The organism is Achromobacter sp. 1014246743 (genome assembly GCF_059760725.1).
Genome location: NZ_JCBANA010000017.1, coordinates 47,525 through 67,837 on the forward strand (window position 1 = coordinate 47,525; position 20,313 = coordinate 67,837).

General features: G+C 66.8%; 16 protein-coding genes. 14 read left to right on the top strand and 2 right to left on the bottom strand.

What is annotated here, in order from left to right:
• Nucleotides 1–113: 113 nt before the first annotated feature.
• On the bottom strand, nucleotides 114–803 hold the full coding sequence (locus tag AC6LJ2_RS09575; protein WP_006393745.1) for a response regulator transcription factor: 690 nt from the start codon (nucleotides 801–803) through the stop codon (nucleotides 114–116).
• 345 nt (nucleotides 804–1,148) lie between these two features.
• Between AC6LJ2_RS09575 and recA the strand changes: the two genes are divergently transcribed.
• Together recA and recX are read left to right on the top strand one after the other, a co-directional pair.
• Complete coding sequence (gene recA, locus AC6LJ2_RS09580; RefSeq protein ID WP_025140288.1) at nucleotides 1,149–2,210, top strand: recombinase RecA; 1,062 nt, start codon at nucleotides 1,149–1,151, stop codon at nucleotides 2,208–2,210.
• Nucleotides 2,211–2,368: 158 nt separating this feature from the next.
• The gene (recX, locus tag AC6LJ2_RS09585) at nucleotides 2,369–3,142 is read left to right on the top strand and encodes a recombination regulator RecX (protein WP_498151243.1); all 774 of its coding nucleotides are present in this window, start codon (nucleotides 2,369–2,371) and stop codon (nucleotides 3,140–3,142) included.
• Nucleotides 3,143–3,263: 121 nt separating this feature from the next.
• On the opposite strand, the gene AC6LJ2_RS09590 is transcribed toward recX, so the two are convergent.
• Complete coding sequence (locus tag AC6LJ2_RS09590) at nucleotides 3,264–4,181, bottom strand: LysR family transcriptional regulator (protein WP_263915028.1); 918 nt, start codon at nucleotides 4,179–4,181, stop codon at nucleotides 3,264–3,266.
• A 183-nt stretch (nucleotides 4,182–4,364) separates the two neighbouring features.
• Here AC6LJ2_RS09590 and metE point away from each other — a divergent pair, with 183 nt between their 5' ends.
• The 12 genes from metE to AC6LJ2_RS09650 all read left to right on the top strand — a co-directional run bounded on the left by metE (nucleotide 4,365) and on the right by AC6LJ2_RS09650 (nucleotide 20,291).
• Entirely contained in the window at nucleotides 4,365–6,662 is a 2,298-nt protein-coding gene (gene metE, locus AC6LJ2_RS09595) for a 5-methyltetrahydropteroyltriglutamate--homocysteine S-methyltransferase (RefSeq protein ID WP_498151244.1), read from the top strand.
• Nucleotides 6,663–6,887: 225 nt separating this feature from the next.
• Nucleotides 6,888–10,871 (top strand): Pls/PosA family non-ribosomal peptide synthetase, encoded by a 3,984-nt coding sequence (locus tag AC6LJ2_RS09600; protein WP_498151245.1) that lies wholly within the window; start codon nucleotides 6,888–6,890, stop codon nucleotides 10,869–10,871.
• Nucleotides 10,872–11,016: 145 nt separating this feature from the next.
• Nucleotides 11,017–11,619: a DUF2889 domain-containing protein gene (locus AC6LJ2_RS09605; protein WP_263915031.1), complete on the top strand. Its 603-nt coding sequence runs from the start codon at nucleotides 11,017–11,019 to the stop codon at nucleotides 11,617–11,619.
• Nucleotides 11,620–11,629: 10 nt separating this feature from the next.
• Nucleotides 11,630–12,790 (top strand): ADP-forming succinate--CoA ligase subunit beta, encoded by a 1,161-nt coding sequence (gene sucC, locus AC6LJ2_RS09610; RefSeq protein WP_263915032.1) that lies wholly within the window; start codon nucleotides 11,630–11,632, stop codon nucleotides 12,788–12,790.
• 103 nt (nucleotides 12,791–12,893) lie between these two features.
• Complete coding sequence (sucD, locus tag AC6LJ2_RS09615; RefSeq protein ID WP_013392545.1) at nucleotides 12,894–13,775, top strand: succinate--CoA ligase subunit alpha; 882 nt, start codon at nucleotides 12,894–12,896, stop codon at nucleotides 13,773–13,775.
• Nucleotides 13,776–14,032: 257 nt separating this feature from the next.
• Nucleotides 14,033–14,731, top strand: a complete 699-nt coding sequence (locus tag AC6LJ2_RS09620) for a TerC family protein (protein ID WP_263915033.1) — start codon at nucleotides 14,033–14,035, stop codon at nucleotides 14,729–14,731.
• Between the two features lie 113 nt (nucleotides 14,732–14,844).
• On the top strand, nucleotides 14,845–15,564 hold the full coding sequence (locus tag AC6LJ2_RS09625) for a TerC family protein (protein WP_263915056.1): 720 nt from the start codon (nucleotides 14,845–14,847) through the stop codon (nucleotides 15,562–15,564).
• On the top strand, nucleotides 15,551–15,673 hold the full coding sequence (locus AC6LJ2_RS09630) for a hypothetical protein (RefSeq protein ID WP_006218348.1): 123 nt from the start codon (nucleotides 15,551–15,553) through the stop codon (nucleotides 15,671–15,673). Before AC6LJ2_RS09625 ends, AC6LJ2_RS09630 begins: the two co-directional genes overlap by 14 nt.
• 9 nt (nucleotides 15,674–15,682) lie before the next feature.
• Entirely contained in the window at nucleotides 15,683–16,627 is a 945-nt protein-coding gene (gene hemC / locus AC6LJ2_RS09635) for a hydroxymethylbilane synthase (RefSeq protein WP_263915034.1), read from the top strand.
• Nucleotides 16,627–17,442, top strand: a complete 816-nt coding sequence (locus AC6LJ2_RS09640) for a uroporphyrinogen-III synthase (RefSeq protein ID WP_498151246.1) — start codon at nucleotides 16,627–16,629, stop codon at nucleotides 17,440–17,442. The genes hemC and AC6LJ2_RS09640 overlap by 1 nt, the downstream gene beginning before the upstream one ends.
• Nucleotides 17,443–17,479: 37 nt before the next feature.
• Nucleotides 17,480–18,670, top strand: a complete 1,191-nt coding sequence (locus AC6LJ2_RS09645; RefSeq protein WP_263915036.1) for a uroporphyrinogen-III C-methyltransferase — start codon at nucleotides 17,480–17,482, stop codon at nucleotides 18,668–18,670.
• A gap of 4 nt (nucleotides 18,671–18,674) precedes the next feature.
• The gene (locus tag AC6LJ2_RS09650; protein ID WP_498151247.1) at nucleotides 18,675–20,291 is read left to right on the top strand and encodes a heme biosynthesis HemY N-terminal domain-containing protein; all 1,617 of its coding nucleotides are present in this window, start codon (nucleotides 18,675–18,677) and stop codon (nucleotides 20,289–20,291) included.
• Nucleotides 20,292–20,313 lie beyond the last annotated feature (22 nt).

The following is a 20,313-nucleotide window of genomic DNA, read 5'->3' on the forward strand; positions in this document are numbered from 1 at the left end:
AGTCCAGGATCTCGCCCAGCAGCGAGCGCTGCGGCGGCGCGAAGCTGGGGCCGCGGGCGCCGGCCCGCATGACATCCAGCGCTTCCTGGTTGAGCGCCTCCGGCGTGGCAGGCTCAGCTTGCGAGGTACGCCGCACCCTGGTCCCGTTCAAGGCAGTAGCCCAGGCCGCGCACCGTCACGATCTTCACCCCGCTGGGTTCCAGCTTCTTGCGCAGGCGGTGCACATAGACTTCGATGGCGTTGGTGCTGACCTCTTCACCCCATTCGCACAGGTGGTCGACCAACTGGGTCTTGCTGACCATGCGGCCGCTGCGGGTCAGCAGGATTTCCAGCAGGCTGACTTCGCGGGCGGACAGGTCCAGCGTCTGGTCGTCGACCATGGCCACACGCCCGGTCTGGTCGAACACCAGCCGGCCGTGCTTGAGCAGCGTGGCGCCGCCGCCCGCGCCGCGACGGGTCAGGGCGCGCACGCGCGCTTCGAGCTCGGACAGCGCGAAAGGCTTGGCCATGTAGTCGTCGGCGCCCAGGTCCAGGCCTTTGACGCGCTGTTCGATGCTGTCGGCGGCGGTCAGGATGAGGACGGGCAGGGCGGAATTGCGGGCGCGCAGCCGGCGCAGCACCTCCAGCCCCGCCAACTGCGGCAAGCCGAGGTCGAGGATGAGCAGGTCGAAGGCCTGGGCCGCCAGCGCGGAATCGGCGGCCAGCCCGTCGCGTACGGCATCCACCGCGTAGCCGTTATGGCGCAACGAGCGTGACAGGCCGTCGGCCAGGATGCTGTCGTCTTCGGCGATCAGGATGCGCATGGGCTGCTGAATAAAGAGGGGAAACCGGCAACGCGCACCGGGCGCGCGCTGGCCGCCGCGGGGCTTGTGACCCAGGGCGGGCGGCCCGGCGGGCAATGGGGACATAACGCCGGGGGTATCCGCGATTCTGGCATAGGCCACGGCGCTTGCCCACTCAGGGAATACGTGGAAAACTCTGGCACACTGGTTTTTTGTACAGTACAATCCGATGCCATAATCTGCGCTATCCGAAATCTCAGGACAATCCGGTAGCTCGATACCCCCTCGACAACTCCGGTATCTCGACAACCCCGGTATCTCGACAACCCCGTACCGCGCCCCGATACATTACAGACAGGACTCTACATGGACGACAAAACCACCAAGGCCGCCGCTTCGGAAAAAGCCAAGGCGCTTGCCGCCGCGCTTTCGCAGATCGAAAAGCAGTTCGGCAAGGGCTCGATCATGCGCTACGGCGACAACGAGGTCTCGCACGACATCCAGGTGGTGTCCACGGGGTCGTTGGGGCTGGATATCGCACTGGGCGTCGGCGGCCTGCCGCGGGGCCGCGTGGTTGAAATCTACGGTCCGGAATCCTCGGGCAAAACCACGCTGACCCTGCAGGTCATTGCCGAAATGCAGAAAATCGGCGGCACCTGCGCCTTCGTCGACGCCGAACACGCGCTGGACGTGCAGTACGCCAACAAGCTGGGCGTCAACCTGACCGACCTGCTGATCTCGCAGCCGGACACGGGCGAGCAGGCCCTGGAAATCACCGACGCCCTGGTGCGTTCGGGGTCTGTCGACCTGATCGTCATCGACTCGGTCGCGGCCCTGGTGCCCAAGGCCGAAATCGAAGGCGAAATGGGCGATTCGCTGCCGGGCCTGCAGGCCCGCCTGATGAGCCAGGCGCTGCGCAAGCTGACCGCCACCATCAAGCGCACCAATTGCATGGTCATCTTCATCAACCAGATCCGCATGAAGATCGGCGTCATGTTCGGCAACCCCGAAACCACCACCGGCGGCAACGCGCTCAAGTTCTACGCCTCGGTCCGCCTGGACATCCGCCGCATCGGTTCCATCAAGAAGGGCGACGAGGTCGTCGGTAATGAAACCCGCGTCAAGGTCGTCAAGAACAAGGTGGCGCCGCCGTTCAAGCAGGCCGAATTCGACATCATGTATGGCGCCGGCATCTCTCGCGAAGGCGAAATCATCGATCTGGGCGTGGCCGCCAACGTGGTGGACAAGTCTGGCGCGTGGTACAGCTACAACGGCAACCGCATCGGCCAGGGCAAGGACAACGTCCGCGAATACCTGAAAGAGCACAAGGAAATCGCGATCGAAATCGAAAACCGCGTTCGCGAAAACCAGGGCATCGTCAGCCGCGCGGCTGAATTCGTTCCCACCGCGGAAGACGACGCCGAGTAAATCGTCCGGCATCCGTCGCCAGGCCCCGATGCCGGGGTCCGGCATCGTCGCCGGGCCTTTCCGCCCGGTTGCCAGCGGCAGGCTCCCATGCATCAGGCCCCCACGTTGCGGGGCCAGCATGAGAGACCTGCCGCTGGCACATAGCAAGCAGGAAGCGCATGAGCTGGAAACCCTCCGCCGCGTCCGCTGACCGCCTACGCGCCAAGCTGGACGACGAATTCGAAACCGTGGCCAAGCCCGATGGGCTGCGCCGCACGTCGGACGCGCGGCGCGGGGCGGGTGCGGATGGCCGGGGCGGCGACGACGCGCCGCCCGATCAATGGCAGCGCAGCTCCGAAATGCGAGCCAGCGGCCGCAAAGGCGCGTCCAATCGATACGGCTCGCGCGCAGGTTCTGCCCGGGATGCAAAGGTTTCGGACGGCGATCCGTCGGACGGCGATCCGTCGGGCGGCGATCCGTCGGGCGGCGCCCGCGAGGCCAAGGCCCCGCCCAAGGGGCCGTCCTTGAAGATGCGCGCCGTGGGGTATCTGTCGCGGCGCGAACATGCCCGCGAAGAACTGGCTCGCAAGCTCGCCCCGCACGCCGACGATCCGGCCGAGGTCGACACCGTGCTCGACGCGCTGGAAAAAGAAGGCTGGCTGTCCACCGAACGCTTCGCACAGAGCTTGGTGCACCGGCGCGCTTCGCGCCAGGGGGCGGCCCGCATCGTCCAGGAACTGCGGCAGCACGGCGTGGACGACAGCCAGGTGGCCGAACTGCGCGAGCAACTGCGGGCCACGGAATACGACCGAGCACTGGAAGTCTGGAAAAGAAAGTTCGACGCCAAGCCCGAAGACCGCGCTGCGTATGCCAGGCAGGCCCGCTTCCTGGCCAGCCGTGGTTTTGCGCACGATGTCATTCGGCGCATCCTGGGCGCAGGCGACGACGAGTAGGCAGCGCAACGCGGGGTATCGCTGGATCGCGTCATTGCCGATCTTCTGACTGCCGGGCCGGCGCATCGTCAGCGCGGGCCGCGGGTTCGCCGTGCGACGGCCCGCTTTGCGCCGCGGCCGTTTACTTCGCCGACTTGATCCCGCTGAGCGTCTTGAAGCAGACGTCGCGAGTCAGGGTCAGGAATTCATCGATGTAAGACGCGTCTGTGTCTTCGCTGCGCACCGTGGCGTACAGCGTGCGCCAGACGCCCTGCGGCCCCAGCCGGCACTGGCGCAGCCAGCCCTGGTTCATGTATTCGGTCAACGCCCAGTTGGGCAGGGCGGCCACGCCTCGGTTGCTGGCAACCAGTTGCGCGATGATCGGCGTCAGTTCGGCCTTGCGGATGGCGGCGGGTTCGACATCGGCCGGGTCCAGGAAGGCCGTGAAGATATCCAGGCGCTGCTTGTCCACCGGGTAGGTGATGAGCGTCTGGTCGGCCAGTTGGTCGGGCATGACGAACTTGCTGCCGGCCAGCGGATTGGATTCGGACACGGCCAGCACCAGCTCGTACTTGAACAGCGGCAGGTACTGCACCGCGTCCAGCGGCTGGGGGTCGGACGTGATGACCAGATCCAGGTCGCCCCGCACCAACGCGGGCAGGGGGGCGAAGGAAAACGCCGCAGACAGGTCCAGCGCCACATCCGGCCATTGCACACGGAAGGCGTCCAGCGCCGGCATCAGCCATTGAAAGCAGGAATGGCAGTCGATGGCCAGGTGCAGTCGGCCGGTGCGGCCGGCGGCCAGGCGCTGCAATTCGCGTTCGGTGGCGCGCATGCGCGGCAGCACCTCGTCGGCCAGGGCCAGCACGCGCAGCCCTGCCGTGGTCAGTCGGGCCGGGCGGGTGCGGCGGTTCAGCAGCGGCGTGCCCAGCCGCGTTTCCAGGTCGCGCAATTGGTGCGACAGGGCGGACTGGGTCAGGTGCAGGCGCTCTGCGGCTTCCTGCAGGCTGCCGCCTTCACGGATGGCGGTCAGCGTTTCTAGGTGGCGGATTTCCAGCATGCGGGCGGCGTGACGGTCAGGGCGAGCCGAGGCGGCGGGGCACCCAACCCCAGAGGGCGGGCATGAGCTTATATTGTATGAGATTCTCTCATCTTATGAATGTAGACATTGATTTTGATTCATTTTGATTTGGCGGCAGAATAGCCTTCACATGAACAAATTTTGTCGAATATAGGGGTATCCATGACTACGATTCATAATTTGGGATTCCCCCGCATTGGGGCCCACCGCGAGTTGAAGCACGCTGTCGAAGCCTATTGGGCTGGCAAGCAGACCGGCGAAGCGCTGGCGCAAACCGGCCGCGACCTGCGCGCCCAGCACTGGAAGCTGCAGGCCGCCGCCGGCCTGAAGTTCGTGCCCGTGGGCGATTTCGCCTGGTACGACCAGATCCTGGAATGGACCACGTTGCTGGGCGCCGTGCCCGCCCGGTTCGGCCAGAAGGACAACGAGCCGGTGTCGCTGGACACCTTGTTCCGCATGGGCCGTGGTCGCGCGCCGTCGGGCAAGCCCGCCGCCGCCTGCGAAATGACCAAGTGGTTCGACACCAACTACCACTACATCGTGCCGGAACTGGTGCCCGGCCAGACCTTCCGCATCGCTCGCGAATCGCTGTTCGAGCAGGTCCAGGAAGCCCAGGCGCAGGGCTACGCGGTCAAGCCGGTGATCCCGGGCCCGCTGACCTGGCTGTTCCAGGGCAAGGGCGACGCGTTCGCCGCGGGGGCCGCCGACCCCGCCAAGTTGCAGCTGCTGACCAACCTGGTGCCGGTATACGTCGAAGTGCTGGCCCGCTTTGCCAAGCTGGGCGTGGAGTGGGTACAGGTCGACGAACCGATCCTGGCGCTGGATCTGCCGCAAGCCTGGCGCGATGCCTTCACGCGGGTCTACGCCACGCTGTCGGCCAGCCCGGTGAAACTGTTGCTCGCGACGTACTTCGACGGCCTGAAGGACAATCTGGAAACGACGCTGGGCCTGCCGGTCGCGGGTCTGCGCGTGGACCTGGTCCGCGCGCCGGAGCAACTGGCCGAGGTGGTGGCCGGCCTGGGCGCCGACAAGGTGCTGTCCGCCGGGGTGATCAATGGCCGCAACATCTGGCGCACCGACCTGGACGCTGCCATCGCCACGCTGGCGCCGGTCAAGCAACAGCTGGGCGAGCGTCTGTGGCTGGCGCCGTCGTGCTCGCTGCTGCACGTGCCGGTGGACCTGGCCAACGAAACCGAGCTGGACGCCGAGCTCAAGAGCTGGCTGTCGTTCGCTGCGCAAAAGCTGGAAGAACTGAGCCTGTTGGGCCGCGCCCTGGACAGCGCCACGGAACCGTCGGTGCAGGACGGCCTGGCCAAGCAGCGCGCCGCCCTGGCCGCGCGCCGTTCGTCGGCCCGCATCCACAACCCGGTGGTGGCGCAGCGCATGGCCGCCTCGGCCAGCGTGTCGCGGGACCGCGCCCCGTTTGCCGGCCGCATTGCCCGCCAGCAGGAAGAACTGGGCCTGCCCGCCTACCCGACCACGACCATCGGTTCGTTCCCGCAAACCGCCGAAATCCGCGCGCTGCGCCGCGACTGGAAGTCGGGCGCGCTGACGGATTCCGCCTACGAGACCGCCATCCGCAAGGAAATCGAAGAGGTGATCCGCTTCCAGGAAAAGGTCGGCCTGGATGTGCTGGTGCACGGCGAACCTGAGCGCAACGACATGGTGGAGTACTTCGGCGAGCTGCTGGCCGGCTTTGCCTTCACCAAGAACGGCTGGGTGCAGAGCTACGGTTCGCGTTGCGTCAAGCCGCCGATCATCTTCGGCGACGTCGCCCGTCCCGCGCCGATGACGGTGGGCTGGTCGTCGTATGCGCAGTCGCTGACCGACAAGCCGGTCAAGGGCATGCTGACCGGGCCGGTCACCATCTTGCAGTGGTCGTTCGTGCGTGACGACCAGCCGCGCGAACAGACCTGCCGCCAACTGGCGCTGGCGCTGCGCGACGAAGTGGTGGACCTGGAAGCTGCCGGCATCAGCGTCATCCAGATCGACGAGCCGGCCATCCGCGAAGGCCTGCCGCTGCGCCGCGCCGACTGGCAGGCGTACCTGGACTGGGCGGTGGATTGCTTCCGCCTGTCGACCGCCGGCGTCCGCGACGAAACGCAGATCCACACCCACATGTGCTATTCGGAGTTCAACGACATCATCGAGTCCATCGCGGCCATGGACGCCGACGTGATTACGATCGAAACGTCGCGCTCCAACATGGAACTGCTCAAGGCGTTCGAAGACTTCCGCTATCCGAACGATATCGGCCCCGGGGTCTACGACATCCATTCGCCCAACGTGCCGGAGGTGGACTGGATGGTCGGCCTGATGGAAAAGGCTGCAGCCCGCCTGCCCAGGGAACGCCTGTGGGTCAACCCGGACTGCGGCCTGAAGACGCGCGCCTGGCCGGAAACTGAAGCCGCCCTGATCGGCATGGTGCAAGCCGCGCGCACGCTGCGCAGTGCCGCTTGATCACGCGGCTTCGTAACGCCGCCTGAGACGCGCGCCATCGGTCGGGCGGCGGTCGGGCTTGCCGGCAAGGCCCACGCGCGGACTACCGGGCCCGGCAGCCCGGCACCCCCTGGTTTGTGCACTTCTCGCACAATCCAGGGGGTTTTTTTTGGCCGCCGCTTGAACGAAACCGCGCCTTGTGGGTCAATAAGCAAAAATCCTACTCACCGGATTGTTGCCGTACCTATGATTCTCCAAGGCCCTTATCGGCCGGATCTGCTTGCCGCGGAAACGTTGCCCGATATTCTGGAAGCCACGATCCTGCGGCATCCCGCCGCCATCGCCATCCAATGGCTGGATCAATCACTGACTTACGAGGCGCTGGGGCGTCGCGCCGACCTGGCCGCGCACCACCTGATCGAGGCGGGGGTACGGCCCGGCGACATCGTCGGCCTGTGCCTGCCGCGCGGCGATGAGCTGCTGGTGATGCAGGCGGCCATCGCCAAGGCGGGCGCTGCCTGGCTGCCGTTCGAATCCGATACCCCTGCCGACCGCATGCTGGTCTGCCTGCAGGACGCAGGATCGCGCGGCCTGATCGCCGGCGGCGACGTGCGCCTGGACGGCATGATCACCTGGACCCCCTGGCAGTTGTCGGTAGCGGTCGATGTGCCGCTGCGCCGGCGCGAAGGGCTGCTGCCCGAGCATCCGGCCTACGTCATCTACACCTCGGGGTCCACCGGCAAGCCCAAGGGCGTGCCCATCACCCAGGCCAGCATCTGCCACTTCCTGCGCAGCGAAAACGCGGTGCTGGGCGTGCGCCTGGGCGACAAGGTCTACCAGGGCTTTTCGGTCGCCTTCGACATGTCGTTCGAGGAAATCTGGATCAGCTACCTGGTCGGCGCCACCCTCTGGGTGGCGCCCAAGATGCTGACCACCGACCCCGAGGCCTTGCCCGAGGCCCTGGTACGCGAAGGCGTGACGGTGCTGCACGCGGTGCCGACGTTGCTGGCCCTGTTCGGCCGCGACGTGCCGGGCCTGCGCATCGTCAACCTGGGCGGCGAGATGTGCCCGGAATTCCTGGTGCAGCGCTGGGCTACGCCTGGCCGGCGCCTGTTCAATACCTACGGTCCCACCGAAACCACCGTGTCGGCCAGCCTGGCCGAGCTGCTGCCCGGCCAGCCGGTCACCATCGGCACGCCGCTGCCCAACTACGGCATGCTGATTCGTGGCGAAGACGGGGCGGTGCTGCCGCAAGGGCAGACCGGCGAACTCTGTATCACCGGCCCCGGCGTGGCCGGCGGCTATCTGGGGCGCCCCGAACTGACGGCCGAGAAATTCCTGGCCAATCCGCGCCCCACGGGCGAGCACGACACCCGCATGTACCGCAGCGGCGACCTGGCCCGCATCGACGAGAACGGCCAGATCCAATGCCTGGGCCGCAGCGACGACCAGGTCAAGGTGCGAGGCTTTCGGGTCGAGCTGGGCGAGATCGAGGCCGCGCTGTACCGCCAGGCAGGCGTGGGCGCCGCCGCCGTCGTGCTGCGCGACCTGGCCGGCATCGATCAGCTGGTGGCCTTCCTGACGCCGGAGGGCGACGCCCGGCTCGATCCCCATGCGCTGCGGGCGGCGCTGGCCGCCGAGCTGCCGGCCTACATGATTCCCGCTCGTTTCGAGCTGGTGGCCGAAGTGCCGCGGTTGACCTCGGGCAAGATCGACCGCAAGGCGCTCAAGGCGCGCGAACTGGCCACCGCAGCCGAGCCCAGCGGCGAAGACGACACGCCGGTTTCGGCCGGCGAGCAGGCGCTGTTCGAGGCCTTGCGACCGCTGTTTCCGGGCCAGCCGTTGCGTCTGGCCTGCGACTTCTTCCGCGACCTGGGCGGCCATTCGCTGCTGGCGGCGCGGCTGGTGTCGTCGCTGCGCAAGCATCCGCAGTTTTCCGCGCTGACCATGCACGAGCTCTACCAGCATTCGGTGCTGGGGGCGCTGGCGGCCCGCTTGGACACGCTGGCGGACGAAGCGGCGGTGGTGCCGACCGATGCCGCCGCGGCCGGCGACAGCGCCACGCTGGCGCGCGCGCCTGAATGGCGCCGCTGGATCTGCGGCCTGGCGCAACTGGCCGTGCTGCCGCTGTTGATCGGCGTGCGCATGCTGATCTGGCTGACGCCGTTCTTTACCTACCACTACTTCACCGGCGACGAAGGCGATTCGGTCTGGCGCGCCGTGGCGCTGTCGATCGCCAGCTACCTGGCGTGCAACCTGCTCAGTTTCGTCGTGGCGGTGGTGTGCAAGTGGGGCATCCTGGGCCGGCTCAAGCCGGGCCGCTATCCGCTGTACGGCTGGACCTTCTACCGCTGGTGGCTGGTCGATCGCGTGCTGGACATCCCGCCCGCGCATCTGCTGGCCGGCTCGCCGCTGCAGGCGTGGTACCTGCGGGCGCTGGGCGCGCGCATTGGCCGCGATACCGCCATCAGCCGCATTTCCGTGCGTGCGCCAGACTTGCTGACCGTGGGCGACGGCGCCAGCATCGGCGCGGCGGTCAACCTGGAAAACTTCGAGGTGCGCGGGGCGCACTGGGAAGTGGCTCCCATCCTGCTGGCCGACAACGCCTACGTCGGCTCGTACGCAGTGGTGCAAGGCAATGTCACGATGCAAGAGGGCGCCCGCCTGGAAGGCCTGTCGTCCCTGCCGGCCGGTTCGTGCATTCCCGCCGGCCAGATCTGGACCGGTGCGCCAGCCCGCCACGACCCGCAGGCCCGTGCCCCCGAACTGCCGCCGCGTCCGGTGCGCGAAGGCCGTTGGGCCCGGCTGGACGTGCTGGCCTATGCCGGCGGCGGCACGCTGATCGCCGCGCTGTTCTTCATGCCGGTGTTCCCCAGCTTCGTCTTGATCGACTGGATCGACGCGCGCTGGCTCGACCTGATGGGCTCGCGTGTGTGGTGGCCCAACGCGTTCCTGGCCTACCTGCTGCTGGCCTTGCCCGCCAGCGCCTTGCTGCTGTTCCTGACCGTGCTGGTCTCGGCCATGCTGCGCTGGGCGTTGCTGCCGCGCCTGACGGGCGGGCGTTGGCCCGTCTACGGCCAGATCTACCTGCGGCGCTGGCTGACCAACCAGATCCAGGAATCCAGCCTGAGCGTGCTGCACGGTCTGTATGCCTCCATCTACGCCGGCACCTGGTACCGGCTGCTGGGCGCCAAGGTTGGGCGGGGCACCGAGATTTCCACGGCGATGGGCATCGTGCCCGACATGCTGACCCTGGGCCGCGACAGCTTCATCGCCGACGGCGTGATGCTGGGCGACGAGGAAATCGACCGTGGCTGGATGACCATGCGGCCCACCGTCATCGGCAACCGCAGCTTCGTCGGCAACGGCGCCTACGTGCCCGACGGCTCGGTGCTGCCGGACGACGTGCTGATCGGCGTGCAGAGCCGCGCCCCCGCCAACGCCCGCATGGCCAGCGGCCAGACCTGGCTGGGCAATCCGCCGCTGGCGCTGCCGGCGCGCGAGCAGACGGCCGGCTTTCCCGAGCACCTGACCTTCCGTCCCAGCCTGGGCCGCAAGGTGGCGCGTGGCGCGGTCGAGGGCATGCGCATGATCCTGCCGCTGGCGGTGGTCATCGCCGTGGGCTATCTGACGGTCATGAAGGTCATCCCCATCGCCGTGCGCGACGGCTTCCTGGCTGCCTTCGACGAGCTGATGCTGGCCGGCGTGCTGTACGGAGTGGGCACCTTCTTGTTCCTGGTCCTGCTGAAATGGCTGCTGATCGGCCGCTACCGGCCGCGCGCCGAGCCGATGTGGACGCCGTTCGTCTGGAAGAGCGAAGCCGTCACCAGCCTGTATGAATCCATCGCCGTGCCCAATTTCTTCAATTTCCTGCGGGCCACGCCCTGGCTGCCGCTGGCGCTGCGCTGCATGGGCGCCAAGATCGGCAAGCGGGTGTTCATGGACACCACCGACGTCACCGAGTACGACTGCGTATTTATTGGGGACGATGCCGTGCTGCACGCCTGGTCGGGCCCGCAGACCCACCTGTTCGAAGACCGGGTCATGAAAATCGGGCCGGTTCGCATCGGCCACGGCGTCAATGTCGGCCCGCGCACCACGATCCTGTACGACACCCGGGTCGAGGACGGCGCCCGCCTGGGGCCGCTGACGTTGGTGCTCAAGGGCGAGAGCATCCCGGCCGGCCAGGCCTGGATGGGCAGTCCGGCCACCCCGTGGACGCGGCGCTGATGCGCCTGGCGGCCGCGGGGCCGGTACCCGGGGCGTGCGGCGCGCATCAAGACGGTTGGGGCAGGGCGGGCTGCGCTATACTTTGAAGGTTTTGTTGCCGCGCACCATTCCTTGCCCGGCCCTTTTCGCCCCGCAGGCCCCAAGCATGCCCTTGCCACCGCCGGATTGTCCTCGCCAGCCGCTGCACACGCGTTCGATACGTGTGCAGTCGTATGCGCGCGATGACGGCAACTGGGACCTGGAAGCCGAGCTCATCGACGTCAAGGCGTACGATTTTCCCAAGCGCGACGGCGAAATGTTCAAGGCGGGGCAACCCATCCACCATATGCACCTGCGCATCACCATCGACGGCGATTTCACCATCGTCGCCGCGCAGGCCGTCTATGATGCCGCGCCCTATGGCGAGCATTGCATGGCCATCGAACCTGCCTACCAAGACCTGATCGGCATGAACCTGCTCAAGGGGTTCCGCCGCCAGGTCAAGGAACGGTTCGGCCATGTCGAAGGCTGTACGCACATGACCGAGCTGTCGCAGGTGCTTCCCACCGCGGCGGTCCAGACCATGGCCAACCGCCGGCGGCAGGAAAGCAACCCGAACCGGCGTCCATTCCAACTGGACGGCTGCCATGCCCTGAGCACCGGCGGCCCGGTGGTGGCTGAGCACTATCCCAAGTGGTACACCGGGGGTAGCGCTGAGGCATCGGCCGATTCGACCTCCGATTCACCTTCTCTTTCTCATACGTCCTGACAGGTAACACATGAAAATCCACGAGTATCAAGGCAAGGAACTGCTGAAGCAATTTGGCGTCCCCGTGCCGCGCGGGATCCCCGCACTTTCCGTCGACGAGGCCGTGGCTGCCGCTGAAAAGCTGGGTGGACCGGTTTGGGTCGTCAAGGCACAGATTCACGCGGGCGGCCGCGGCAAGGGCGGCGGCGTCAAGCTGGCGCGCTCGCTGGACGACGTGCGCAAGCTGGCCTCGGAAATCCTGGGCATGCAGCTGATCACGCACCAGACCGGCCCGGAAGGCCAGAAGGTCCGTCGCCTGTACATCGAAGACGGCGCCGACATCCAGAAGGAATACTACGTGTCGCTGGTCACTGACCGCGCCACGCAGAAGGTCGCCTTCATCGCCTCCAGCGAAGGCGGCATGGACATCGAGGAAGTGGCTCACTCCACCCCCGAAAAGATCATCACCGAATACATCGACCCGCTGACCGGCCTGTCCGCCGAGCAAGCCACCAAGATCGCCAACGCGATCGGCCTGCCCGCCGACTCGACCGCCCAGGCCGTCGACGTGTTCCAGAAGCTCTACAAGTGCTACATGGACACCGACGCCTCGCTGGTTGAAATCAACCCGCTGAACCGCGACAGCAAGGGCAACATCATCGCCCTGGACGCCAAGTTCAACTTCGACTCCAACGCCCTGTTCCGCCACCCGGAAATCGTCGCCTACCGCGACCTGGACGAAGAAGATCCCGCTGAAATCGAAGCCAGCAAGTTCGACCTGGCCTACATCCAGCTCGACGGCAACATCGGCTGCCTGGTGAACGGCGCCGGTCTGGCCATGGCCACCATGGACACCATCAAGCTGTTCGGCGGCGAGCCGGCCAACTTCCTGGACGTCGGCGGCGGCGCCACGGCCGAGAAGGTCACGGAAGCCTTCAAGATCATGCTCAAGAACAAGAGCGTGAAGGCCATCCTGGTCAACATCTTCGGCGGCATCATGCGCTGCGACGTCATCGCCGAAGGCGTGATCGCGGCTTGCAAGGCCGTCAACCTGAACGTGCCGCTGGTCGTGCGCATGAAGGGCACCAACGAAGAACTCGGCAAGAAGATGCTGGCCGACTCCGGTCTGCCGATCATCAGCGCCGACACGATGGCCGAAGCCGCAACCCGCGTCGTAGCCGCCGTCAAGTAAATATGCCCCCACGCCGCGCTACTTCGTGGCTTGCTGCCCCCCCAGGGGGCGCTTTCCACCTTGGGACGGCCCGGCGGTACAAAGAAAATCCAAGGATTCACAAATGTCGATTCTGATCAACAAGGACACCAAAGTCATCACCCAGGGCATCACGGGCAAGACGGGCCAGTTCCACACCCGTATGTGCCGTGAGTACGCCAATGGCAAGGCCGCTTTCGTGGCCGGCGTGAACCCCAAGAAGGCGGGTGAAGACTTCGAAGGCGTGCCGATTTTCGCTTCGGTGAAAGACGCCAAGGCCGACACTGGCGCGACCGTGTCCGTCATCTACGTGCCGCCGGCCGGCGCCGCCGCTGCCATCTGGGAAGCCGTCGAGGCCGAACTGGATCTGGTGATCTGCATCACCGAAGGCATCCCCGTCCGTGACATGCTGGAAGTCAAGAACCGCATGAAGGCCAAGGGCAGCAAGACGCTGCTGCTGGGCCCGAACTGCCCCGGCCTGATCACCCCCGACGAAATCAAGATCGGCATCATGCCCGGTCACATCCACCGCAAGGGCCGCATCGGCATCGTCAGCCGCTCGGGCACCCTGACGTACGAAGCCGTGGCGCAAGTCACCGAGCTGGGCCTGGGTCAATCCAGCGCCGTCGGCATCGGTGGCGACCCCATCAACGGCCTGAAGCACGTCGACGTCCTGAAGATGTTCAATGACGATCCCGACACCGACGCCGTCATCATGATTGGCGAAATCGGCGGTCCGGACGAAGTCAACGCCGCCGAGTGGGCCAAGGACAACATGAAGAAGCCGGTCGTTGGCTTCATCGCCGGTGTCACCGCTCCTCCCGGAAAGCGCATGGGCCACGCTGGCGCCCTGATCTCCGGCGGCGCCGACACGGCCGACGCCAAGCTGGAAGTCATGGAAGCTTGCGGTATCCGCACGACCCGCAACCCCTCCGAAATGGGCAAGCTGCTCAAGTCGGTGCTGTAAGGTCGCATGCATGGCAAAAGGCCCGCTTCGGCGGGCCTTTTTTCGTTCGTCCGGCATCTTTTCCTAGGGAAACCCCGTGTCCATGATGCGGCCGGTGAAACATACGGAAAGCTGAACGAAACTATAATGAAAGAAATTCCGCACGTACCCAGCAAGAATGCCGTCGGGCTCGCACCAAGACGGTCAGTACGTTTTTTGTCTTTTTCACCCATTCATTTGGTTTGTCCTAGGGGGATCACGTCCTAGGAAAGAGAGGTATGGAACTCAGTTCAGCGGCATTCTGGTTAGCGTTGCTCCAGATCATTTGGGTCAACATTCTGCTGTCGGGCGACAACGCCGTGGTCATTGCGCTGGCCGCGCGTTCACTGCCCCCGGCGCAGCAAAAGAAAGCGATCGTGATCGGCTCGGCCGCCGCGATCATCATGCGTATCGTACTGACGCTGGTCGCCGCCAAGCTGCTGATGCTGCCGTGGCTCAAGCTCATCGGCGCGCTGCTGCTGGTGTACATCGGCGTGACGCTGCTGCTGCCCGAAGGCGAAGACGATGGCGATGGCAAGACCCACGGCAACCTGCTGACCGCAATCCGCACTATCATGATTGCCGACCTGGTCATGAGCCTGGACAACGTGGTGGCGGTGGCCGCCGCCGCAATGGGCGATACGACCCTGCTGGTGCTGGGTCTGGCGATCAGTATTCCGCTGGTGATTTTCGGCAGCACGCTGTTGCTCAAGGTCATCGAACGCTTCCCGCTCATCGTCTGGGTGGGCGCGGCGCTGTTGGGCTTCATTGCCGGCGAACTGCTGGTGGGTGATCCGGCCCTGCAAGAGCCGGTGGCGCGCATCGATGCGGCATTGGGCATGACCCAGCACAGTTTCGCGCTCATGACTGGCGCGCTGGGTGCGGTGCTGGTCCTGGCGATCGGTAAAGTTTTGCTGATTCGCCAGAAAGCTGACTGAAAGCTGAACTACAATAATAAGTTGTTTTGAATTGGCCCGTCGCGTGCACAACGCGGCGGGTCGGCCGGCACGGGGCCGGCTTTTCTTTTGATAAATGCCTTCGGGGGTTCAAATTGCTTGAGTTTTTCCAGACGCTGAGTTGGGCAGCGGTATTCCAGATCATCCTTATCGACATCCTGCTCGGCGGCGACAACGCGGTGGTCATCGCGCTGGCCTGCCGCAACCTGGAGCCCAAGCAACGCATGCAGGGCATCCTGTGGGGCACCGCCGGCGCCATCATCCTGCGCGTCGTGCTGATCGCCTTCGCACTGACCCTGCTGTCGATTCCGTTCCTGAAAGTCGTGGGCGGCCTCTTGCTGGTGTGGATCGGCGTCAAGCTGCTGATCCCCGAGGACGACGCGCACGGTAACGTCAAGGGCGGGACATCCATCATTTCCGCCATCAAGACCATCATCATCGCTGACTTCGTGATGAGCCTGGACAACGTCATCGCCATCGCCGGCGCCGCCCAGAACGCCCACGCCGACCACCAGATCGGCCTGGTGATCTTCGGCCTGGTCGTCAGTGTGCCCATCATCATCTGGGGCAGCACGCTGGTCCTGAAGCTGATCGACAAGTATCCGCTGGTTGTTACGTTTGGCGCGGCGCTGCTGGGCTGGATCGCAGGCGGCATGCTTATTACCGACGTGGTTGTCGAACGTCAATTCGGCGTTCAGCCCACTGCGGTTAAAATCGCTGCTGAAATTATCGGCGCCTTGCTCGTTGTTGTCCTTGGACGGTGGCTGGCAAGCCGCAAAACCGCTTCCAAGGAATCAGCACATGAGTCTGCGTAGATCCGTCGATCCCCAGCAATCCGAATCGGGCCTGAGCCTGTTGCAGGGCCTGTTCGTGCTGGCCATCCTCGGGGTAGTCGCGACGGTCATCGTCTCCAACTTCGTTTGATGACGCCTCGTGTCACTGCCACAACGCCTGGTCATTGCGACCCGCGCCAGCCGGCTTGCCCTGTGGCAAGCCGAGCATGTGCGCGATCGGCTGCGCACGCTGTACCCGGCGTGCGCGGTTGAACTTCTTACCCTGACGACCCGAGGCGACCAGATCCTCGACCGCACCCTGTCCAAGGTGGGCGGCAAGGGTCTGTTCGTCAAGGAACTCGAAAACGCGTTGCTCGACGGCCGTGCCGATCTGGCCGTGCACTGTCTGAAAGACATGCCGGTCGATCTGCTGGCGCCGTTCGAACTGTGCGCCGTGCTCGATCGCGCGGACCCGCGCGATGCCTTCGTCTCCAACCGCTACGCCCGGCTGGCCGACCTGCCGGCCGGTGCGGTGGTGGGTACGTCCAGCCTGCGCCGCGAATCCCAGATCCGTGCGCGCTATCCGCAACTGGTGGTCAAGCCGCTGCGGGGCAACCTCGACACGCGCCTGGGCAAGCTCGACCGCGGCGAATACGACGCCATCGTGCTGGCCGCGGCCGGCCTGAACCGGCTGAGCCTCACCGACCGCATCCGCTGCCTGCTCGATCCGGCCGATTGCCTGCCCGCAGCCGGGCAGGGCGCGCTGACCATCGAGATCCGCGATGATCGCGACGACCTGCGTACCTGGCTGGCTCCGCTCAACGACGAGCAGGCCACGCTGTGCTCGCTGGCCGAACGCGCCGTGTCGCGGCGCCTGGGCGGTTCCTGTCAGGTGCCGCTGGCGGCCTACGCCGAAATCTCGGGCGACAGCCTGACCTTGCGCGGCCTGGTGGCATCGCCCGATGGCACGCGCATGCTGCGCGCTGAACGCACCGGCCCGTTGGCCCAGGCGCAGGCGATTGGCGAGGCGGTCGCCGCCGAGCTGTTCGATGCCGGCGCACAGGCCATTCTCGACGAGCTGCTGCACGACGCCGAACCCGACTGATGGACAAGGCCGCCGCCGCTCAAGCGCTGCGCGTGGCCGTCCTGACGCGGCCTGCCGGCCGCAACGAGGCCCTGGCCGGCCGGCTGCAAGCCGCCGGCTGGACCGCTTTCATTCTGCCCGCGCTGGAAATCCATCCCTTGCCCGCGCCCGTCGCCAGCCTGCCCCGGCCGGCCGACTACGACATGGTCGTGTTCGTCAGCGGCAACGCGGCGCGGCAGTACCTGGACCAGTTGCGCCAGGCCGACGGCGCGGTAGCCTGGCCGGCGCACGTCGCCGCAGCGACGGTGGGCCCCGCCAGCGCGGCCGCGCTGTTCGAACTGCCCGGTTTTGGCGCGAATACAACAGTCCTGCATCCCGGCGAGCAGGCCGCCAGCCATGATTCCGAGGCCCTCTGGGACGTACTTTGCGGCCTGCCGCAGCTGCCGCGGCGCGTGCTGCTGGTGCGCGGCACCCAGGGCAGGGACTGGCTGGGCGATCAGTTGCAGGCGCATGGCGTTGCCGTGACACGTCATGCGGCCTACCAGCGCTGTCCGGCGCACTGGGACGCGAACCAGTTGGCCACCCTGCAACGCTGGGCCGCAGACGGTGTGACGCCCTGCTGGCTCATCACCAGCGGCGAGGGCGCCGATGCCGTGCGCGACGCCCTGCAGGCGGCCGGATTGGCCCCGTGGTGGGCCGACTGCGGCTTCGTGCTGACCCACCCCTCGCTGGCCCGCCGCGTGCCGCAGCCCGCGCCTGGCAGGGCTACGCAGGCAATGGTAAAAATCTGCTTGCCCAACGACGAGTCGATTTTCCAGGCTTTTGTTGCTGCTTGATTCGTTGCATCGGACGGACACCGAATACAATCGCGTCATGACAGACAAGACTCCCGCTACCGATCCGGCCGTTCACCCGGCCGCCCCGGGCGCCAGCGCGCCCGCATCGGCCCCGGCCGATTCCGTCAAGGCCCGTCCGGCCAAGCGCGGCAGTGGCCCGCTGGTCACCGCGCTCATCCTCGTCATCCTCCTGGCCGTCGGCCTGGGCTTTGCCCTGTGGAAGCAGCGCACCCAGTTCGTCGCCGCCGGACGCGAGGTCGCCACGCGCCTGGACACGCTCACCACCGATCTCGCGCAGGCCCGCAAGGACACCCGCGAAGCGCTGGCGCTGGCCCAAGCCCAGGCCGGCCGCCTGGGCGATCTTGAAGACACCGTCCGCGAAACCCAAAGCCAGTACAACGCCCTGCAACAGGCCTGGCAGAACTTCAACGACAGCGCCAGCGACGAGCTGCTGGCCAACGACGTCGAACGCCTTCTCACTATCGGCAGCCAGCAACTGCGCCTGGCGGGCAATGTGTCCAATGCCATCGTCGCGCTGGAAACCGCGCAATCGCGCCTGGCGCGTGCCGACCGTCCGCGTTTCTCCAGCCTGCAGCAGGCCATCAACGGCGACCTGGACCGCCTGCGGGCCGTTTCCACCGTCGACATCCCGGCGCAATCGGCCCGCATCGAGCGCCTGTCGGCGCTGGTCAGCAAGGCGCCCCTGCTGGTGCCGGATGCTGCCGCCCCCGGCATCGCCCCGGCCAGCGAAGCCCGTCCCGCCGCCCCGGCCCCGACCATCGATCCGCAGGCCGACCTGCCGGCCGACGCGCCCTGGTGGCAGCGCTGGCGCGCCGAAGTGGCCTCGTGGCCCGGCCGCGCCGGTTCCGCGCTGGCCCACGAACTGGGTGGCCTCATCACCATCCAGCGTGTCGACGAACCCGCCGCGCTGCTGCTGTCGCCCGAACAGGCCGACCAGGTGCGCGCCACGTTGCGCCAGCGCCTGCTCACCGTGCAACTGTCCATGCTGATGCGCCAGCCCGCCGTCTGGAAGAGCGAGCTCGACAACGTCGGCACCACGCTGGCCAAGTACTTCGACAATCGCTCCCCCGACACGGTCGCCGCGCAGACGCTGGCCCGCGAACTGGCGCAGACCGACATCGCGGTACGCATGCCCGATGTCTCGGATAGCCTGAACGCCATCGCCGCGTTGCGCGCCGCCGGCTTCAAGAACAGCGACCAGGACTAAGCCCATGCGTACCTGGTTCTGGACTCTGCTGCTTGCCGTCATCGCCGTCGCCCTGGCGGTGGTGCTGCGGTCCCATTCCGGCAACGTGTTGCTGCTGGTCTGGCCCTGGCGCATTTCCATGTCGCTCACGCTGGCCGTGCTGTTGATCGTGGCGGCGTTCGTGGTGCTTTACGTAGGCTTGCGGCTGCTGGCCTGGCTGCTGGCCATTCCCGACCGCGTGCGTGCGTGGCGCGGCAAGCGCGCCCAGGCACGCGACCACGAACTGCTCGAGCGCGGCTGGATCGGCCTGCTCGAAGGCCGCTACTCGCACGCCGAAAAAGACCTGACCAAGCTGCTCGAGCAGACCAAGGTGCAGACCCGCCGCGTGCTGGCCGCCTTGTCGGCTGCCCGTGCCGCGCATGGCCTGGGCGAATTCGACCGCCGCGACCGCCTGCTGGCCAACGCCCAGGAACAAGCCGGCACCGACCCCGGCCTGGTGGAAGCCACCGCCACCGTGTCGGCCGACATGCTGCTGGACCAGGGGCGCGCCGAGCGCGCGCTGGCCGTGCTGTCGCCGCTGGCCGATGGCGGCGCCCGCCACCTGCATACGATGCGCCTGCTGCTGCGCGCGCATACGGCCCTGGGCCACGATGAACAGGTCTTCACGCTGGCCCGCGGCCTCTTGCGCCGCAATGCCCTGGCCCGTACCGAAGGCGACCACCTGATCGACGCTGCCGGCGCTGCGCGCCTGCGCGCCGGAGCCGCCAGCGACGCCTGGCGCGCCATCTGGAAGGACCTGAAGGCCGAAGAGCGGCTGCTGCCCGAAATCGCGCTGGCCGGCGCCTCGGCTTTCGAGGCGGCGGGCGAGGCCAACGAGGCCGCCAAGGTGCTCGAAGCGGCCATCGCCGTGAAGTTCAACCCCGCGCTGGTAGCCGCTTACGCCCGCTGCGATGCCGAACAGGTTTCGCGGCGGCTGGCCAAGGCCGAAACCTGGCTGCAGCAACGCCCGACCGATCCCGACCTGCTGACCGCCCTGGGCATGCTGTGCCTGAACGGCCAGCTGTGGGGCCAGGCCGAACGCTACCTGTTGCGCAGCCTGTCGCGCCGCAGCGATGCCCAGACCCACGCGCTGCTGGGCAGCCTGTACGACCGCCTGGATCGCCCGACCGACGCCGTGCGCCACTGGCGCCTGGCCACGGCCGCCAGCATGGCGCTGCCGGTGCTCGCCGCCGACGCGTCGCTGCCGGCCGCCGACATCGGTTCGGACCCTTACCGCGTCGACGCCGAAGGCGGTTACGCGGTGGGCCTGTCGGATGCCGACGCCGACATCGGCGGCGACTACCCGTCGCTGCCGCCCGCGGTGGCCGCCTCCGCCTCGGACTACGTGCTGGACCCGGACGCGCGCGCCAGCAAGGAACAGCAGGCCCGTGCGCTGGCACCGGAAGATGCGCCGGTGGCGGGCGGCACGTCCGACTTCGACGAGTATTTCGACAGCGCGCCGATCCCGGCCGCGGCTTTCGACAGCCCCGTACCCAGCTACTCGCCAGTGCCGCCCGCGGCGCCGGCGGTGCCCAAGCCCGCCGCGCCTGCCGCGCCGGTGCCGACCACCAAGCCGCCGTTCAAGGACGACGGTTCGCTTTGATCCCTTTTCAGTTCAGACCAAC

Bases quoted from the DNA above. Each gene is read 5' to 3' on its own strand.
- AC6LJ2_RS09630 (WP_006218348.1), top strand. From the start codon at position 15,551: ATGAGTCTGCGTAGATCCGTCGATCCCCAGCAATCCGAATCGGGCCTG.
- AC6LJ2_RS09645 (WP_263915036.1), top strand. From the start codon at position 17,480: ATGACAGACAAGACTCCCGCTACCGATCCGGCCGTTCACCCGGCCGCC.
- AC6LJ2_RS09590 (WP_263915028.1), bottom strand. From the start codon at position 4,181: ATGCTGGAAATCCGCCACCTAGAAACGCTGACCGCCATCCGTGAAGGC.
- AC6LJ2_RS09650 (WP_498151247.1), top strand. From the start codon at position 18,675: ATGCGTACCTGGTTCTGGACTCTGCTGCTTGCCGTCATCGCCGTCGCC.
- AC6LJ2_RS09600 (WP_498151245.1), top strand. From the start codon at position 6,888: ATGATTCTCCAAGGCCCTTATCGGCCGGATCTGCTTGCCGCGGAAACG.
- AC6LJ2_RS09640 (WP_498151246.1), top strand. From the start codon at position 16,627: ATGGACAAGGCCGCCGCCGCTCAAGCGCTGCGCGTGGCCGTCCTGACG.
- recA (WP_025140288.1), top strand. From the start codon at position 1,149: ATGGACGACAAAACCACCAAGGCCGCCGCTTCGGAAAAAGCCAAGGCG.
- AC6LJ2_RS09605 (WP_263915031.1), top strand. From the start codon at position 11,017: ATGCCCTTGCCACCGCCGGATTGTCCTCGCCAGCCGCTGCACACGCGT.
- sucD (WP_013392545.1), top strand. From the start codon at position 12,894: ATGTCGATTCTGATCAACAAGGACACCAAAGTCATCACCCAGGGCATC.
- AC6LJ2_RS09575 (WP_006393745.1), bottom strand. From the start codon at position 803: ATGCGCATCCTGATCGCCGAAGACGACAGCATCCTGGCCGACGGCCTG.
- AC6LJ2_RS09620 (WP_263915033.1), top strand. From the start codon at position 14,033: ATGGAACTCAGTTCAGCGGCATTCTGGTTAGCGTTGCTCCAGATCATT.
- recX (WP_498151243.1), top strand. From the start codon at position 2,369: ATGAGCTGGAAACCCTCCGCCGCGTCCGCTGACCGCCTACGCGCCAAG.
- sucC (WP_263915032.1), top strand. From the start codon at position 11,630: ATGAAAATCCACGAGTATCAAGGCAAGGAACTGCTGAAGCAATTTGGC.
- metE (WP_498151244.1), top strand. From the start codon at position 4,365: ATGACTACGATTCATAATTTGGGATTCCCCCGCATTGGGGCCCACCGC.